This window comes from Persicimonas caeni (assembly GCF_006517175.1).
GTDB classification, from domain to species: Bacteria; Myxococcota_A; Bradymonadia; order Bradymonadales; family Bradymonadaceae; genus Persicimonas; species Persicimonas caeni.
In genome coordinates this window covers 1,988,056-2,006,029 of sequence record NZ_CP041186.1, presented here as the reverse complement: position 1 = coordinate 2,006,029, position 17,974 = coordinate 1,988,056, and the positions used below count along the sequence as shown (strand labels likewise).

Sequence of the window (17,974 nt, the reverse complement as noted above, 5' to 3'; positions counted from 1 at the left end):
TGAGTGAGGACCTTTCTTACCGCTGTTGAACGATGTCGATCCGAGGAGGGAAGTGATGTCTGCCCAGAGCATTCAGATTATCAATCGCACCAAGCAGGCGCGCGTGGTCGCCGACGCCGGGGAGGTGCACGCCCCGAAGGTGGTCGCCGAGTTGGCCGGGGAGCTCGACGGGCTGGCGGGGTTCGATGGCGCGCAGCTCGTGCCGATGACCCAGGCCGGCGTCTTGTTATTGTTGAGCGTGACCGACGAGATGGAGGAGCTCGACATGCGCTACGCGAGCGAGTGCGCCCAGGACGAAGTCGCGCGGGCCCGGCGAGACGTGTGCGTGGCCGAGGCGCGCAAGCTTGTGATGGATGCGCGCGACCACACGCGCTCGACGCTCGGCGAAGGGGGGCCGAGCAAGTACGGGCTGCCCTCTGTGACCCCTCGTCAGCCCGACCGGTTGCTCGCCGAGTTGGATAATGTCCTCCACCGCCTGGAGGAGTATCCCGTCCGCCAATCGGGCCATTTTGGGGCCACGTTCGACTCGGCGGCGATGCACGAGGAGGTGAGTCGAGTCCGCGACGACCTCGCCGTCGCGCTCGACACACTCGGCATCGAGCGCCGCGAGACCGAGCGGGCGATGCTCGAGCGCGACGCGGCCGTGGCGCGCTGGGAGCGCATCTACCGCGGGGTCGCCGGCCAGCTCAGCTCGCTGTTCATCATGGCGGGCCACGACGAACTGGCCAAGCGGGTGCGCCCGACGACTCGCCGCGCCGCCGGACTCGACGCCCCGAGCCGCTCCGCAGACGCGGTCGAGGCCTGACGTACACACCCACCTTCTGGCCATCCCCTACACACACGGCTATGCTGCCACAGCTATTGAGATCGGCGAGATTTGCATCATGGCGATTCCTACGGACATCGATTGCGGCCCATTTCAACTGCTCGAGCCCATCGGGGCGGGCGGCATGGGCGAGGTCTATTTGGCCCGGCATGCCAACGGCGAACGGGCGGCGGTCAAGTTGTTGACCAAGGACCGGGCGCGCGACGAGCGGTATCGCGTGGCGTTCCGCCGCGAGATCTACGCGCTCGCCCAGCTCGACCATCCGAGTATTGCGACCATCTACGATTTTGGGTTTGTCGACGAGCCGAACACCGAATCGAACAAGACGCCGAATGTGGCGATGAGCACGGGCATGCCCTGGTTTGCCATGGAGTATGTCGACGGAGTGACCGTGCGTCGGGCGTCGCGCCGGTGGGAGTGGCCCGACTTTCGCGACTTCGCCCTGGCGCTTCTGGACGCGCTCGCTCACGCCCACGCTCGCCGCGTACTGCACCGCGACCTCAAGCCCTCCAACGTGTTGGTGCGCGCTGGTGAGTCGCCCGGCGACATCGCGCTCGTCGACTTTGGCATCGCCGAGTTGTTTCGGGTCGACCGCGACCGTGAGGCGCAGCAACGCGCCGAGACGACCTACGGTACCCCCAAGTACATGGCCCCCGAGCAAATCTTGGCCAAGCCCCACCGCCAGGGGCCGTGGACCGACCTGTACGCGACCGGCTGTCTGTTGTGGGTCGTCGCCTGCGGGTCGGCGGCGCACCGAGGGCCGTCGAGCCGCGAGATCTTGCACGCGCACCTGTCGGGCCGGCTCGCACCGTTTTTGCCGCGGTTTGCGGCCCCCGACGGCCTGGAGGCGTGGCTGCGTTGGTTGCTGCAGACGCCGCCCAACAGGCGGCCGCAACGGGCGGCCGATGCGCGCCGCGCGCTTCTTGCTCTCCAAGATAGGGCTTTCGATGACATGACTCTCGACAACAGCCCGTCCCGAGGCGGGGCCCCTTCGCCTTTGCGAGCACAGGCCGACCTCCCCATCCCGTCGAGCGAGGTCGACCAGACCCTCGTCGACCTCGAGGTCGACCGGACAGTCGTCGAGCCCGAGGGAGCGCCCACCGAGATGCTCGAGTGGGCCGCGGACGCCAAGCTCGCCGCGTCGCGCGACGAATTCTCGAGTCCCACCCAGGCGCCGACCGTCCCGCCGAGCTGGCGCGACGACGAGACGCGCCAAAGACGGCCCGCGGCCCCGATGGGGATGAACCTGTTCGGGCTGCGCAAGTTGCCGTTCGTCGACCGGGTCGACGAGCGCCGATGCCTGTGGGAGGCGCTGCGGCAGGCTGCTGGGCAGCAGCGGCCGCAGGCTGTGCTCGTGCACGGGGCGGCCGGCTGCGGCAAGAGCAGGCTCATCGACTGGCTCGCCGAGCGCGCCCACGAGACCGGGGCGGCCGAGCCGATTCAGGTGACCCACTCGCGGCCGAGCGCCCCGGCCGACGGGCTCGCCTCGGCGCTGGTGCGCTGGTTTCAGTGCTCGGGGCTCGAGTGGTCCGAAGCCATGGAGCGCATGGCCGAGGAGCTCGGTCATTTGGGCTTCGACAGCCAGGAGCGCCTCATCGACGCCGCCGGGCTGCTCCATCTGGCCGGGTCGGTCGAGCCGCCCGACGACGCCGCGTCGTTCGGGTTCTACGGGGCCAACGAGAGCAACCGGGCGCTCGCCCGCATCGTCGGCGCCCTGGCGCGGCGACGTCCGGTGGTGTTGTGGCTCGACGACGTGCTGCGCGACGCGCGCACCGTGTCGTTCGTGCGCCACCTGTGCAGCGAGGCGCAGCACGTGGAGGCGCCGGTGCTCGTGGTGATGACCAGCCGCGACGACGAACTCGACGAAACCCCCGAGCTCGCCGACGAGCTGCGCGAGCTGTGCGCCTCGACGCTGCAGGTCACCCCGCTCGCCCGCGAAGATCACGCCGAGCTCATCCGCTGCATGCTCCCGTTCGAGGAGACGTTGGTCGAGAGGTTGGCCGACGGCACCGAGGGGCACCCGCTCTTCGCCGTGCAGATCGTGCGCGATTGGGTCGAGCAGGGGCAGGTCGCCCAAGATCATGTCGGCCAGGATCATGTCGCCCAAGATCATGTCGGCCAGAATCATGTCACGAAGGCGGCGGGGCGCGTTCGGTTTGTGGGCGACCTCGACGAGGCCGTGCCCGCCGACCTGCACCGGCTGTGGCGACGCCGCATCGAGCGGCTGCTTCGCGACCGGAACCGCCGGGGCGACGACGGGCTGCAGGCGCTCGAGTTGGCGGCGACGTTGGGCAAGTCGGTCGACCATCGCGAGTGGGACGCGGTCTGCGCCGACGCGGGTTGGAACGTGCCGGTCTACCTGGTCGACCGCATGATCGAGGCCGGCCTGGCCGCCCCCCGCGAGGCGGGCTGGACCTTCGCGCACGGCCTGCTCGCCGAGAGCCTGCGACGCATCGCCGCCGAGGCGGGAAGGCTCGAAGACCACCACCGCCGCTGCGCGCGGATGCTCGAAGGGCTATACGACGAGCGCAACGAGCTGGCCGCCGAGCGCCGCGCCGAACACTGGGTCGAGGCCGGACGCCCGCTGAACGCCTACGAGCCCCTGCGCCGAGCCGCCGGGGCGGCCGCCGGGCGCGGCGACTTCGCCCGCGAGCTCGCCATGCTCGAGCGTCAGGTCGAGGTGCTCGACGCCGCCGGCGCCGCCGACGACGACTGGCGTCGCGCCGAAAACTGGGTGACCCGCGCGGCCGCGCTCCTCAACCACGGCAAGCCCGACGACAGCCGCACGCTCACCGAGCGAGCCCACGCATGGACTCAGAACCACACCGGGCCCAAGGCCAAGGAGATCGAGGCGGCGACTCTGGCGCAATTCGCCGGCTTGGCCAACACGCGCGGCGAATATCGAGACGCCCTCGAGTTCGTCCTGCGCGCCGAACGGCTCGTCGAGGAGCTCGACGACGACAAGCTCTTGGCCGGCTGTCTGCGCAAGCGCGGCTTCTACCTGTGGCAGCTCAACGAGTACGAACGCGCCCGCGAGGTCTTCACCCGCGGCCGCGAGCTTCTGGAGGCCGCCGGCGCGCATCGCGCAGCGCTCCAATGCGACTGGAATATCGCCTGGTGTTGGTTCGAGGAGGGCGAATACGAGCGGGTACGCGAGATCACCGAGTATTTGCTGCGCGAGGCGAGGGCGACGCGCAATCGCGGGCTCGAGGGCTCGGGCTATAATCTGCTCGGCGAGTTGGCGCGGGTCGAGGGCGATTGGGACGAGGCCGTGCGCTGCTACGAAGAGGCGGCCGCACGCTGGCGACGCAACGGCTCGCGCTCGGCGGTCATCGCCCGGTTCAACGTCGCCCTGGCCGCCATCGGCGCGCGGCAATGGGACGTCGTCGAGCGCGAATGCAAAGTCCTGTGGACGCGCCTCGCCGAGCAGGGCTACGTCTCGCGCCGCCCGCAGGTCTCGCTGTGCCTCGCCATCGCGGCCGCCGCACGCGGCGACGACGACGGCTGGCACCGCCATATCGAGGCCGCCGAGCAGGGCATCGACACCTACGACTATCGCACCCGCGACTTCCCCTGGATTGCCCAGCAAGGAGCCGCAATCTGTGTCGAAAGGGGCCATCCCGCCCGCGCCCAAAAGCTCGCCGAGCTCGAGGCGAGGCTCTGGCGAGAGCTCGAATAACTGAGCGCGCGATGTGTTCGGTGCGTGGGCATCTTGCCCTCGTCCACGTGTTCGGTGCGTGGGCATCTTGCCCTCGTCCACGAGCGCTGGAAGCACTCGCACCGAAAGCGCGCGATATGTTCGGTGCGTGGGCATCTTGCCCTCGTAAGCGAGCGCTGGAAGCACTCGCACCGAAAGCGCGCGATGTGTTCGGTGCGTGGGCATCTTGCCCTCGTCCACGAGAGCTGGAAGCACTCGCACCGAAAGAGGGCGATATGTTCGGTGCGTGGGCATCTTGCCCTCGTCATCGAGCGCTGGTGGCGCGCCGTGGGGGATGGTACTTTGCGGCGTTGAAAGCTTTGGCTAACAAATCCGGCGACGAGTTATCTTATGGCGTTGTCTGCCACGATGTACCGCTTCGAAATCAACCTCTCCGATGTCGAGCGCGGGGTGTACGAGACTTTGGAGTTGCGCCCGGCGCAGCACCCGTCGGAATCCGACGCCTATCTGGTCACGCGCGTCTTGGCGATGGCCTTGGAATACCGTGACGATCTGGCTTTCGGGCGCGGAATCTCGACTCCGGAGGATCCGGGGTTGTCTGCCCCAAACCAGATGGGAGGCATCGACCTGTGGATCGAGATCGGCCATCCCTCCGGCGACCTGCTGCACAAAGTGACCAAGCAAGCGGACCAAGTGGTCGTTTATACCCACAAGAGCCCCGAGCCACTGGTTGCCGAGTTGGAGTCGGGCGACGTGTACCGGGGCGACGAGGTCACCGTGGTCGCCTTCGACCCGGCGTTTATCGACGCAGTCGCCGCCGCGCTGACGCGCAACAGCAAGTGGGACGTGCTGCGCAATGAGGGCGTCGTCTACGTCACCGTCGGTGACGAGACCTTCCAAACAACGCCCACGGTGTTTCAGGAGCGCCGCGGCGGGTAACTCGAGCAGCCAACACGGACGCCTTGCAGAGAAGCCACTAGCGCACCAATACCGCCGTCACCGCGATGAGCGCGAGGAGCGCCACGAAGGTGATGGCCGCGCTCGCAAGACGCGACTGTTCGTGGGTCGAGCGCAGCGCCTTCCAGGTCAGCACGCTCCACCAGATCAAGGTCAGCGGGCCTGTGATGCGCATGGCCGTGACGAGCGCGCCGTGGCCGGCGAGGCCGAAGACGAGCATTTCGGGGATGAGGTAGCTCCAGGTCAGCGGGACGGCCAGCGCGAAGCCGAGCGGGGCGGCGGTCGCCGGCCACGTAGCCGTCGAGCCGAAGAGGCGCGACAGGCCGTGGGCGGCCGAGGCGTACGCCGCCCAGGCGACCAGAAGCCAGGGCGGCAAGAAGATGGCCTGCCACAGATAATAGTGTTCGGCTGGGATGGGGTTGCCGGTGAACGACGGCTGGTGGCCGGTGGCGTACATCCACAGCACGAAGGCGCTGTAGACCATCGCCGCCGACAGGACGGCACCGATGGCCGAGCGCAGCGCGCGGTGCTCACTCAGCGCCTCGAAGGTGCGGCCGGGGCGCAGAAATGTGCCGAGGTAGCGTTGGGCGAAAGTATGGGGGGCGGACACCGTTCGAACTCCTGTGCGTAGTGATTCGGCTCTGCAGAGCGCACGCCGTGCAGAAAAGCTACGTGCACTATCGAGGTGGAATTATTATTGAAGGGCGGACGGTCAGCAACGTTTGCGCGAGGAAGGCTTATGAAGACGATTAGCACCCAGTTATCTCACTTCTTGGAGAATAAGGAGCTGAGGCGAAACCTGCCGCTGTTGATGAAGTTCATCGGGCTGCTCGTGGTCGTCATCATCGTGTTCACGGTGTTGTTCCACTTCATCATGCTGTACGTCGAGGGTGAAGAGCACTCCTGGATCACCGGGCTTTATTGGACGCTGACGGTGATGAGCACCCTCGGCTTCGGCGATATCACCTTCCAGTCAGATATCGGCCGCGCGTTCAGCGTGGTGGTGTTGGTGACCGGCATCGTCATGCTGCTCATCGTGCTGCCGTTTGCGTTCATCCGGTTCTTCTATGCGCCGTGGCTCGAGGCCCAGATCCGCACGCGTGCCCCGCGAGAGCTGCCGCCCGACACCCGCGGCCACGTCATCATCTGCGCACGCGACGCCATCTCGCCCCAGCTGACCGAGTGGCTCGAGCGCGAGGACATCCCCTACGTGCTCATCGAGCCGGACCCGACGACTGCCTCGGAGTGGTATATCGAAGGGCTCTCGACACTTATCGGGGAGATCGACAGCCACCAGACCTACACGAACGCGCGGGCAAATGCGGCGCGGCTGGTCGTGGCCAATCACGACGATATCGTCAACACGAATATTACTCTGACGGTGCGCGAGGTCGCCCCGGATGTGCCCATCGCGGCGGTGTCGGCCGACGAGAACGCCGTCGACATCCTCGAGCTCAGCGGCGTGACCCACGTGCTCCCGTTGAAGCGTTGGCTCGGCGAGCAACTCGCCAATCGCATCAACGCCCAGCGCGCGGGGCTGCATCCGCTCGGCGAGTACGGCGACCTCAAGATCGCCGAGCTGCCGGTGCACAACACGCCGCTGGCCGGCAAGACCATCCGCGAGACGCGGCTTCGCGAGGAGACTGGCGTGAGCATCGTGGGTGTGTGGGAGCGCGGTCCGCTGCAGTCGGCCGACCCCAACCGGGAGCTGACCGAGGCGAGCGTGCCCGTGGTCATCGGTGAGGAAGAACAGCTCGAACAACTCGACTCGGTGCTCGCCAACTACGACGTCAACCCCAACCCCGTGCTCGTCATCGGCGGTGGAACCGTCGGCGAGGCGGCGGTGCGCTCGTTGCGAAAAAAGAACGTGCCCGTCCACCTCGTCGAGCGCGACTCGTCGCGCTGCAAGCTGCTGCGCGAGCTGTGCGACCAGGTCTACTGCGGCGACGCTTCCGACTACTCCTTGCTCAAAGAGGCGGGGATCGACCAGGCGCCGTCGGTGCTGCTGACGACCAATGACGACGCGGTCAACATCTACCTGACCTCCTATTGTCGCCGCCTCAACGACGAGCTTCGCATCGTCAGCCGCATCACCCACGGGCGCAACCTGGAGGCGATGTACCGCGCCGGGGCGGACTTCGTGTTGAGCTACGCCACCCTCGGCGTCGACGCGATCACCTCGATCCTTCGCGGCAAGAAGCTCATCGTGCTCGGCGAAGGAGTCGACCTGTTCGCCCGCCAGGTCCCCCCGTCACTGCGGGGAAAGACGCTGGCCGAAAGCGGCATCGGCGCGATGACGGGCATGAGCGTGGTGGCGCTCAAACGCGACGACGAGACGATCTCGCGCTTCTCGCCGAGCATCGAGCTCGAGGAGGGCATGGAAATATTGCTCATCGGCTCGAGCGAGCAGGCCCAGCGGTTCAACGAACTCTACGGGTAGGCGATGGGGGCAGGCGCCTACTTCGATGCGTCACCATGCCAGCCGTTGAGTCACCTTTCGGTGGCTCATGACGTTCGGACGTCGCCCGCGCGCAGCCGAATTTGCTTCTCCGTCTCGATGACCGCAAAGAGCGCGACACCCACCGCGACGATGAGCAAGCCGTCGAGGAAGGGGACGGGCTCGGTGGCGAAGATCTTTTGCAGCGGCGGCAGGTAGGTGACGGCGAATTGGGCGATGGTGACCGCGATGACCGTGATCCAGACCGTCTTGGTGCCTTGGACCGTCTGCCAGTTGAGCGAGGTGCCGTAGATATTGCGAATGAAGAAGAGGTGGAAGATCTCCATGACCACCAGCGTGTTCATCGCGATGGTGCGCGCCAATTCGATCGAATAGCCGCGGTCGATGGCGTAGCGGTACATGCCGAAGACGCCGAACAAAAATAGGAGCGAAACGAGGACCACGTGCCAGGCCAGAGACCCGGTCAACAGCGGCTGTTTGCGCGGCCGCGGCGGCCTCTTCATCGTGTTGGGCTCGGTCGGCTCGAAGGCCAGTGCGAGCCCCAGCGTGGTGGCGGTGATCATGTTGATCCACAAGATCTGGATCGGGGTGATCGGTAGCGTCATGCCGAAGAGCAGCGCGGCGATGATGACCATCGCCTCGCCGCCGTTGGTGGGGAGCGTCCAGCTGATGACCTTCTTGATATTGTCGTAGACGGTGCGTCCCTCGCGCACGGCGGCGACGATGGAGGCGAAGTTGTCGTCGGCCAAGACGAACTCGGCGGCTTCCTTGGCCGCCTCGCTGCCCGTAATCCCCATGGCCACGCCCGCATCGGCGCGTTTGAGCGCGGGGGCGTCGTTGACCCCGTCGCCGGTCATCGCCACGGTCATCCCGTGGGACTGCAGCGCCTCGACCAGGCGCAATTTGTGTTGGGGGTTGGTGCGCGCGAAGACGTCGGTCTCGAGCACCGCGCGGGCCAGGGCGGTGTCGTCCATGGAGTCGAGGTCGGTGCCGGTGAGCACCTCGTCGGTATTCTGCAGGCCGATCTGGCGGCCGATGGCGGCCGCGGTGCCCTTGTGGTCGCCGGTGATCATTTTGACCCGAATGCCCGCCTTGCGACACGCCTCCACCGCTTCGATCGCCTCGGGGCGCGGCGGGTCGATGAGTCCGACCAGGCCCAGCAAGATCAAATCGTCGACGTCGTCGAATTCGAGCACGGTGTGTGACGGGTCGACCGGCTTGACGGCAAACGCCAGCACGCGCTGGCCCTGAGCGGCGATCTGCTCGGCCTTGTCGTGCCAGAAGTCGCGGTCGAGCCGCTCGCGGCCGCCCTCGGCGGTGCGCTGCTCGGCGCACATCGACAAGATCTGCTCGGGCGCGCCCTTGACCGAGATGAAGGCGTTGTTCTCGTGGTCGTGGTCCAACGTGGCCATGAAGCGGTGCTTGGCGTCGAACGGGATCGCGTCGGTGCGGGTCCAGCGGGCGCGCTCGGCGCCGATGTCGAAGCCGATCTTGCCCGCCAGCGCCAGCAGCGCCCCCTCCATCGGGTCGCCCTCGGCCCGCCAGCCGTCGTCCTTCTCGTGCAAAAACGCATCGTTGCACAACACCGCCGTGCGACCCATCGCCTCGAGCACGCCGTGCTCGCCGGCGTCGACGGGCACGTCTTCGAGGTGGATGGCCCCGCGCGGCTCGTAGCCGGTGCCCTGGATATCGAAGGTGTGCGCCTGGGTGGCCAGCGAGGCGGCCATCATCTCGTTACGGGTGAGCGTGCCGGTCTTGTCGGAGCAAATCACCGACACCGACCCGAGCGTCTCGATGGCCGGAAGCCGGCGCACGATCGCGTTGCGCTTGGCCATGCCGCGCACGCCCACCGCCAACGTGATCGTGAGCACGGCGGGCAGACCCTCGGGGATGGCCGCCACCGACAGCCCCACGACGGCCATGAACATCTCGGCGAAGTCGAAGTGCGCCACGAAAAAGCCGTAGGCGAGCAGCAAGCCGGCGACGAGCAGGATAAACAGGGTGAGCCAGCGCCCGAAGGAGTCGATTTGCTCGACCAGCGGAGTGGTGAGCTCCTCGACGGTCGACAACATCCCGCTGATGCGCCCGATCTCGGTCTGCGACCCCGTCGCCACGACCACGCCGCGGGCTTGCCCGCTGGTGACCACCGTCCCGCTGAACGCCATCGACGCCCGGTCGCCCAGCGCCGCGTCGGCCGCCACGGCCCCGGCCTGCTTGTCCACCGGCACGGACTCGCCGGTCAGAATCGCCTCCTGAATCTTGAGGCCGCGCGCCTCGAGCAGACGCAGGTCGGCCGGCACCTTGTCGCCCGCCTCCAGCAACACGATATCGCCGGGGACCAGCGCGTCGCCGGCCACGGCCTGGCGTCGGCCGTCGCGCATCACCGAGGCGCGCAAGGCGAGCATCTTGCGAATCGCCGACATCGCCTCCTCGGCCTTGCCCTCCTGGATGAATCCGATGACAGCGTTGGCGATCACCACCGCGAGGATGACCCCCGTGTCGATGAAGTGCCCCAACAGCGCAGTGATGGCCGCCGAGCCCAACAGCACGTAGATGAGGATATTGTGGAAGTGGCGCAAAAAGCGCACCAGCGCGCTGCGCTTCTCCGGCTCGGGCAGCCGGTTCGGCCCGTAAGCCTCCAGCCGCGCCTGGGCTTCCTCGTTCGAGAGGCCGTCGGCGCTCGTCTCCAAAGAGTCGAGGACGGTGTCGGCGGGCTTGGCGTGCCAGTCTTGGTGGGCTTGCTCTCGGTGCGCTTGCTTTCGGGGGGACGAGGGCTCGGGTGATGCGTTGGGCATGGATATATGACTGCTGTGGAGACTTCCAATAGGGCTCGTTTAGGCGACCCGGGCTGGGGTCGGGTGATGCGGCGCAACAAGATAGAGGCGAGGTGGGAAGGATCAAGAAGAACCGTGAAGGAAGCGAAGGAAGTAAAGGAGGCAAAAGAAGCGAAGGGGGCGAAGGGGGAGGAAATTACACTTCTGCTTGCTTGCTGATTTAATAATCTGCATTACTATAATCTGGGTTATCATAATCTCGATTTGCGAGGGTAGAATGTCGAGCACATCCTCTTTTATTGGCCGCGAGCAAGAGTTGGCGTCGCTTCGAGAGGAACTCGATCGCGAGCGTCCTTCGCTGCTTATTGTCTACGGGCGCAGACGTGTCGGTAAATCGACGTTGCTCGCTCGGGCGACCGCCGACCGGGACGCCATTTACTATCAGGCAACGCAGGTGCTCGGGTCGATGAACCTCAAGTTGCTCAAAGAGGAAGTGGCGCGCGTGCTCGACGCGCCCGATCCCATCCTCGATGGTGTCGAGCATTGGGAGGCACTGCTCACATATATTGGACGTCTCGCCTCCGAAAGGTCGGGGCTGACGCTTGTGCTCGACGAATTTCCCTACCTATGTGAGACCGTAGATGCGCTGCCTTCCATTGTTCAGAAGGTGTTCGATCAACTGAGTCAACGAGGTATCCCCTTCAACTTGATTCTGTGCGGTTCACAGATTGCTTTCATGGAAGAGCTCCTTGGAGAGCGGAATCCGCTACGTGGACGGCAGACGTATGAGCTCGACTTGCCCCCGCTGACGTACCGCGAGGCGTCGCGATTCTTCCCAAACTGGTCACCCGAGGAGCGGTTGGCGGCTTACGGCGTCTTCGGGGGCATGCCCTATTATCTGCAGTTGTGCGAGCCGAGCCGTAGCTTGCGCGAAAACATTGAGGACGTGGTACTGCAGTCAGGCGCCCCGCTGCACAACGAGGCGTTCAACGTGCTTCGTGCCGAGCTTACTTCTCCCACACGTTACGCGACCATCCTCGAGGCCATCGGTAGTGGCTGCACGACGACAGGTGATATTCTCGGGCGTGTTCGAGACATTACCAGCGCAAGCGCGTTGGCGCCCTATATCGCCAAGCTCGAAGCGCTGCGATTGATACGTATCACCCGTTCGTTGGACGCTTCGCCGAAAGCGCGTAATCGGCGATACTACATTGCCGACCCGTACTTAGCCTTCTGGTACCGTTTTGGCTTGCCGAACAGCTCGGCCCTGGCAACCGGGTACGCAAGCGAGGTGTATGACCACGCCATTCAACCGTATTTCGATAGTTATATGGGCGAAATCTTCGAGTGGATTGCCCACCAGTTTGTCGCTTCGTACGGTCGCGACATACTTCCGGCCGCCTCTCGAGAGACTGGCAAAATCTGGGGCGCCAACTACGACATCGACGTCGTCGCCAAACTTCTCGACGAGACGGTGGTTTTCGGGGAGTGCAAGTGGTGGAATTCGGAGGTCGGAGCCAATGTGCTTCGAGACCTCGAGCGAGACACTAGGGAGACAAGTTACGGTGGCGATGCGCCCGAGACACACTACTTGGTTGTATCGAAATCCGGCTTCACCCCAGAACTCGATGCCATGCAGGGCGAGCAAGCAAACCTACACCTGATCTCCCCCGAGGTGTTGCTCGGCTAGACTGCCCTTGGTCCTGTCACTTCCGTCGCCGGATTGCAATCTCGGCGCTGCTTTGGTTAGGGTGCGCGTTCCGGTTCGCCGAGACGGCGCATAACTGAAGAACAAACCGAGGCAGTACGATGGGCAAAAAAATCGCGATCGTGACCAGCGGCGGGGACGCCCCCGGCATGAATGCGGCCATTCGAGGGGTGTTCCGCTCGACGAAGCGGCGCGACCCCGACCACGAGATCATCCTGTTCAACAACGGCTTTCGCGGGCTCGCCGGGCGTCTGGAGGCGAGCATGGACGTCGACGTGCAGCGCCGTGAGTTGCGCGACATCCTGAATCGTGGGGGCACCTGCATCGGCACCGGGCGGGTGCCCGAGCTGTTGCCGGCCGACCCCGACGCGCCCGACGCCGAGGAGCGTCGCGAGGCGCGCGAGGCGTTCTTGGACGTCGCCGCGGTCAACCTGTATCAGCTCGAGGTCTCCGGGTTGGTCGTCATCGGCGGCGACGGCTCGTATCGCGGCGCCCACGCCATCGCCGAGGCCTACCGGGCCAAATTCGGCCGTTCGCTCAAGGTGGTGGGCATCCCGGCGACCATCGACAACGATATCTACGGCACCGACTACACCATCGGCTACGACACCGCCGTGGGCAACACGGTCGACGCGTTGCGCAAGATCCGCGACACCGTCGAGAGCCACCGCCGCGCGGTCATCCTGGAGGTCATGGGCAACGCCAGCGGTTGGCTGGCCCTGTCGGCCGGCATCGCCGCGGGCGCCTCGACCATCCTGATTCCGGAGATCGCCGAGACCTACGACCCGAGAGCGGTCGTCGGCCGCTGCGTGGCCGCGCTCGAGGGCGACTACCGCTACTTCATCATCGTGATGGCCGAGGGGGTCAAAAAGGCGAGCGGCGACGAGCGCTACGGGGAGCATCTGGCCAAGTATATCGCCCAGAGCGAGCGCATCCACGAGGTGCTGGGCCACCCGATGAGCGTGCGCAACAACGTCATCGGCCACCTGGCCCGCGGGGGCCCGCCCTCGGCGTTCGACAATATCTTGGCGGCGCGCTTTGCCCGTGGGGCGGTCAAGGTCGTGCTCGGCGAGACCGAGCTGCCCGACGGGGTCGACGACGTGGCGATGAGCCTGCGCGGCCGTCAGGTGGTGCCGATGCCCCTGGGCGAGGTCGTCGGCCACGGGCCGCGGTTGGTCAGCCGGGATGATGAGTTGTTTGCGATCAGTCAGGATTTGACGGTGAGTCAGGATCAGCCGTTTTGAGGGGGGGATATTGTAGGCCTTGCAGAGTTGGGGCATCAACCCCCCGCCGCTTGCGGCGGCTGCCCCCCTTCGGCCTGCAACATCGGCCGTGGGGGGCGAATGGTTGCCCCAATCATCACATGTGTTTGTTGAGGCAACCATTTCCTCCCCACGGCGCAGTCTGCCGTAGGGGAGGTGCCCGAAGGGCGGAGGGGTTGAGGCCACACCTCTGCAAGGCCACCACAAATACCAACAGGAGCAATCCAAAATGAAATACAAGAATCCCGGACCCCGTACCCGCCGACTCTTCTGCCTCCTCGCCGTCGCAAGCCTCGCGCTCACGGGGTGCTCGGACTCGTCGAGCAACGGCGGCGGCCTTGGCGAGGATGGCGACGCGTCGAGCTCGCCCGACGGGAGCACGGGACACGACGCCGGTACACAGCACGACGCCGGTACACAACACGACGCCGGTACGGCCGACAACTCGCCGGTGGGCTCCGACGACTCGGTCAGCTACCTGGGCGGGGTGGGCCACGAGAAGCTCAACGCCATTCACCGCCTCTCCGACGGGACGTTTTTGCTGGGCGGGGCGAGCGACAATACCGATTGGATCCCCGCGGGGACCGAGACGATCGAGCTGGGCACCGGCGGGATGAACTCGTCGGCCGACGGTCAGGTCGCGTTCCTCGCCCACGTCAGCGCCGACCTCACCGAGGTGCTGCGCGTGGTGCACTTTCCGCAGGGGACGGCGGCCGACGTCTTTCGCATTCGCTCCACCGAGGTCCCGGGCACCGCGACGGGCGATATCTACATCTCGGGTAACCGAGAGGTGGGCGACACCTCCCAGATGGGCTACTACATCGCCAAGCTCGACGGCAATTTCGTCGACGGCGTGCCCACGGACGTGGCGTGGTCGCGCGATATCGTCTGCGAGCCGCGGCGCGCGTCGGGCTTCGAGGGCGTGTCGGCGTTCCAGGAGATCCAGCCGTGGGACGTCGGCTCCGACGGCAAGGTCGTCTACGGGCGCGGCGCGGAGTACGACTTCGACTGGGCCGACATTCGCCGGCTGACCGCCGACGGCGAGCCCGACGTCGTCAATCACTGGCCGGCGCATTGGCACGCCGACGGCGAATTCTACGGGCCCGCGGACACCTTCGACGGCACGATCAACGAGAGCGCGGTCGTCCTCAAGGCGGGACGTATGGGCTCGCTTCGCTCCAAAACCCAGGAGGACTACGAGCTCGTCGCCGACGACGGCAACGGCGAGACGCGCCAGGGGGCGTTCCCCGACGACTACTACTTCTCGGGGCCGTGCGTGCCCGGCGGCGATTGCCCCGGCGGGCCCGGGTACACCGGCTATCGCACGAGCGACAAGCCGACCCAGAGGCGCGGCGGCATCGCCATCGACCGGCGCACGGGCGATATCTACTTCGGCTACAGCACCCAGTCGAAGCTTCCCGGCGGCAACCCCGACTTCGAGCCGGCCCTGGTGGCCATGGAGTCCGACGGCGAGCTCAAGTGGTGGTCGCGCCTCTACACCGAGACCGACCAGAACTCCTCGCCCGACCAATACGTCGACGGGGTGGCCATCGACTACGCCGGCGACAAGGTCGTGGTGTTAGCGCGCGCCCACGGCAACAACACCTATAACCTGTGGAATGGCGCGGACATCGCGGCCAACCCCGACTTCACCGGCTTCCAGCGCCAATTCACCGGCACGAACGGCAATATCCATATCTCGTGGCTCGGCAAACTCGCCCTGGCCGACGGAACATTGACGAACGCGACCTACGTCGCCGAGCTCAACGAGGGCGCCCGCGAGGACGCGCCGACTTTCGGGGCGGACAAGCCGCACCTGGAGGGGCAGCCCAACCCCAACGCGGGCTGGCAAGACCTGAACACCACCCGCTGCAACCGCGTGCGCGTCGACCTCGACGGGCGGGTATACGTGAGTTGTCGCGGCCGGCGCACGATCACGACGAACGACGCCTTCCAGAAGATGCCGGGCGTGGGCGAGGGCATCGGGCAGTGGAACCGGTTCGTGCGCGCCTACAACGCAGATTTGAGCGATATCGTCTACAGCACGCTCGTCACCGGCGAGTGGGACTGGGAGACCGGCGAGGGCGGTGGCGTCACCGAGATCACCGACGTGTGGGGCACGCCCAACGGTGTGCTGGCGGTGGGTCATCACCCGGTCTATAGCGCCAAAGACGAAGAAGAGGGCCGCGGCACGGCCGGCGAGCCCCGGGGCGAGGCGATGCCCACGACCAACGCGTTGTCGTGGACCCACGAGGGCGCGCCGCAGGGGATGGACGGCATCCTCGGGTATTTCTACGACGAGCGTTAAGATGTCCTTATGCTTCGTTTGTGGTACGGCATAGCAAAATAAGACCACCCAAACATCGACAGGATTCGGAAGTGATGGACCGATTCAAGGCCGACAACGTTATGAAGAACTACACGCTGCCCGTGCTGTTGGTGGCGCTCGCCTTACTGGCCTTCGGTTGCGACAAAGAGACGCAAGAATCCGAGGGCGCCAAGGCAGTCGGCCCCGCGCAACAACAGGCCGAGCCGGGCACCGATGGCGAGCACGGCGAGCATGCGGCCGAGGGCGAAGATGAGCACCACGACGTGCATCTGGGCAATAAGATGTACGAGCTGCAGCGGCGCTGGTCGGCGATTTGGTTTGCCGGCAAGGCCAACGACGCCGAGATGGTCAAATATCAGACCCACGAGATCGAAGAGCTCGTCGAAATCTTGGAGGAGTCGGACCCGCAGGAAGCCGGCGTCGACGTGGTCGACCGGGTCAACATGCACGTCACCAACCGTCTCGAGGGGATCGAAGAGGCGGTCGCCGCCAAGAACCAGGAAGAGTTCGAGAAGCAGTACAAGGCGGTGGTCGACGGCTGCAATAGCTGCCACGCCGAGACGAAGCACGCGTTCATCGACGTGCGTATCCCCGAGTACAATCCCTACCCCAACCTGAAGTTCGGCTCCTCCGAAGCCGGCAAATAGTCGGGGGATGTATCAGATGAATCGGATGGCGCTGAGCGCGGATAGGATGATGATAGGCGAATTCCGGCACGGATTTGGGTGATGATGGCGCCTATCGGCGCCCATCGGCGCTGTCTTGCCCCCCTTGTTCGAACGTTTCGAAACGCCGCGAGGCCGTCATTCGAGCACCAAAAAAGGGTTTGCGAACGTTCTCCGGGCGCTTTCGAAGGCGCGCGGCGGCGTTAGCAAACCCTTTCTTGGTGCGTCGCTGCGACAAAATTCGGGTTCCAGAACGCTTTTGGAGGGGGGGACCCCCCCTCGGTAGGGCGTTCTGGAACGATTTGGACGCCGGTGCTATCGGCTCAGGCGGGTTCGGGCTCGTGGTCGTCGTCGGTGGGGACGGGGTCGGTGACGTTCTCGCCGGTGTCCGGGTCGATGTCGGGCAGCACGCCCGCGTTTCGGTTCTGTTTGTAGAACGCGGCGGCGCGGTCGTTTTGGATGGCGAACGGCCCCAACACCGCCGAGCGCCCGACGAGGTCGGCCCGGGACGCCGTCGGATACCGTCCATTGACCCGATTGACGAGCTCGACGACCTTCGCCTGGATCTCGGCCTCCAACTCCTGGAGTTGGGCGTAGGTCGGCACGGCTGCGCGCTCGGCCTGCACGCTCATCTGCTCACAGAAGGTCGCGAACTTCTCCTCGAGCAGCTCGAAGAGCGCCTCGAGGCCGCATGTCTGGATGTCGGCGGTGTGGTGGGCGGCGAGGTCGTTGAGGATGACGCGGGTGATCGCCTCTTGCTCCTCGCGGGTGGCGTTGGTGACCGAGAAGACCTCCATGTGCAGCGGGCCGTCGAGCATGCGCCCGGCGGCCTGCCCGCGAGGCGAGTCGGGGCCCCAGTCGTCGAGCTCCATCTCGATGCGCTCCACGAAATTCGAGAAGCAGCGGTCCAGGTCGTTGTCGCTGGCAGCTACGGCCGGGTCGACCTTGGTCCGCTTGGCCAACATGCGTTGGCGGCGCATGTCGGTGTGGCGCTTGCACATCTGGACGATCTCGTCGGCGCAACCGACGATCGACGCCGGCTCGCCTTGCTCCTGAGCGGCCGTCTTGGCGCGCCTGGCCGCCCAGCCAAAGCGCGACGGGGGAAGCTTGTACGACGAGAAGAATTCATTCTGCGGGACCTGACGCATCGGTGCTCTCCATCGGTCGAGGCGCAGCTCGAGGGCGGGTGATCGCTAGGTGAGGCTCCCGCCAACTCGCCGCGGCATTTGTTTGAAGTAGGCCCACGATAGCAGACGTGTGGGGGACGTGGAAGACCGGGGGGCGGATTTCGCGGATTTATCAGATGCATCGGATGGAGCTGAGCGCGGATAGGGTGA

The 17,974-nt window shown here is 65.8% G+C and carries 11 protein-coding genes; 8 read left to right on the top strand and 3 right to left on the bottom strand.

Going from position 1 to position 17,974, the window contains the following annotated elements; all coding sequences use genetic code 11:
* The first annotated feature begins 55 nt into the window (after positions 1–55).
* The 3 genes from FIV42_RS07470 to FIV42_RS07460 all read left to right on the top strand — a co-directional run bounded on the left by FIV42_RS07470 (position 56) and on the right by FIV42_RS07460 (position 5,423).
* Entirely contained in the window at positions 56–805 is a 750-nt protein-coding gene (locus FIV42_RS07470) for a hypothetical protein (protein WP_141197070.1), read from the top strand.
* A 79-nt stretch (positions 806–884) separates the two neighbouring features.
* A complete protein-coding gene (locus FIV42_RS07465; protein ID WP_141197069.1) occupies positions 885–4,505 on the top strand; it encodes a serine/threonine-protein kinase in 3,621 nt (1,206 codons plus the stop codon).
* Positions 4,506–4,874: 369 nt separating this feature from the next.
* Positions 4,875–5,423 (top strand): YaeQ family protein, encoded by a 549-nt coding sequence (locus FIV42_RS07460; RefSeq protein ID WP_141197068.1) that lies wholly within the window; start codon positions 4,875–4,877, stop codon positions 5,421–5,423.
* 37 nt (positions 5,424–5,460) lie between these two features.
* On the opposite strand, the gene FIV42_RS07455 is transcribed toward FIV42_RS07460, so the two are convergent.
* Positions 5,461–6,051 (bottom strand): YIP1 family protein, encoded by a 591-nt coding sequence (locus FIV42_RS07455; RefSeq protein WP_141197067.1) that lies wholly within the window; start codon positions 6,049–6,051, stop codon positions 5,461–5,463.
* Positions 6,052–6,180: 129 nt separating this feature from the next.
* Here FIV42_RS07455 and FIV42_RS07450 point away from each other — a divergent pair, with 129 nt between their 5' ends.
* Positions 6,181–7,881, top strand: coding sequence for a potassium channel family protein (locus FIV42_RS07450; protein WP_141197066.1), 1,701 nt, complete (start codon positions 6,181–6,183; stop codon positions 7,879–7,881).
* Between the two features lie 65 nt (positions 7,882–7,946).
* Here FIV42_RS07450 and FIV42_RS07445 read toward each other — a convergent pair whose 3' ends face one another.
* Positions 7,947–10,694 (bottom strand): cation-transporting P-type ATPase, encoded by a 2,748-nt coding sequence (locus FIV42_RS07445; protein ID WP_141197065.1) that lies wholly within the window; start codon positions 10,692–10,694, stop codon positions 7,947–7,949.
* Positions 10,695–10,950: 256 nt separating this feature from the next.
* On the opposite strand from FIV42_RS07445, the gene FIV42_RS07440 reads away from it, so the two are divergent.
* From FIV42_RS07440 to FIV42_RS07425, 4 genes are all read left to right on the top strand, one after another.
* A complete protein-coding gene (locus tag FIV42_RS07440; RefSeq protein WP_141197064.1) occupies positions 10,951–12,363 on the top strand; it encodes an ATP-binding protein in 1,413 nt (470 codons plus the stop codon).
* Between the two features lie 119 nt (positions 12,364–12,482).
* Positions 12,483–13,625 carry a 6-phosphofructokinase gene (locus FIV42_RS07435; protein WP_141197063.1) on the top strand — a complete coding sequence of 381 codons (1,143 nt, stop codon included), beginning with the start codon at positions 12,483–12,485 and terminating at the stop codon, positions 13,623–13,625.
* Between the two features lie 247 nt (positions 13,626–13,872).
* Positions 13,873–15,951 carry a hypothetical protein gene (locus FIV42_RS07430; protein ID WP_141197062.1) on the top strand — a complete coding sequence of 693 codons (2,079 nt, stop codon included), beginning with the start codon at positions 13,873–13,875 and terminating at the stop codon, positions 15,949–15,951.
* Between the two features lie 74 nt (positions 15,952–16,025).
* On the top strand, positions 16,026–16,619 hold the full coding sequence (locus FIV42_RS07425) for a hypothetical protein (RefSeq protein ID WP_141197061.1): 594 nt from the start codon (positions 16,026–16,028) through the stop codon (positions 16,617–16,619).
* A 341-nt stretch (positions 16,620–16,960) separates the two neighbouring features.
* Here FIV42_RS07425 and FIV42_RS07420 read toward each other — a convergent pair whose 3' ends face one another.
* Positions 16,961–17,785 (bottom strand): hypothetical protein, encoded by an 825-nt coding sequence (locus FIV42_RS07420; RefSeq protein WP_141197060.1) that lies wholly within the window; start codon positions 17,783–17,785, stop codon positions 16,961–16,963.
* Positions 17,786–17,974: the final 189 nt, after the last annotated feature.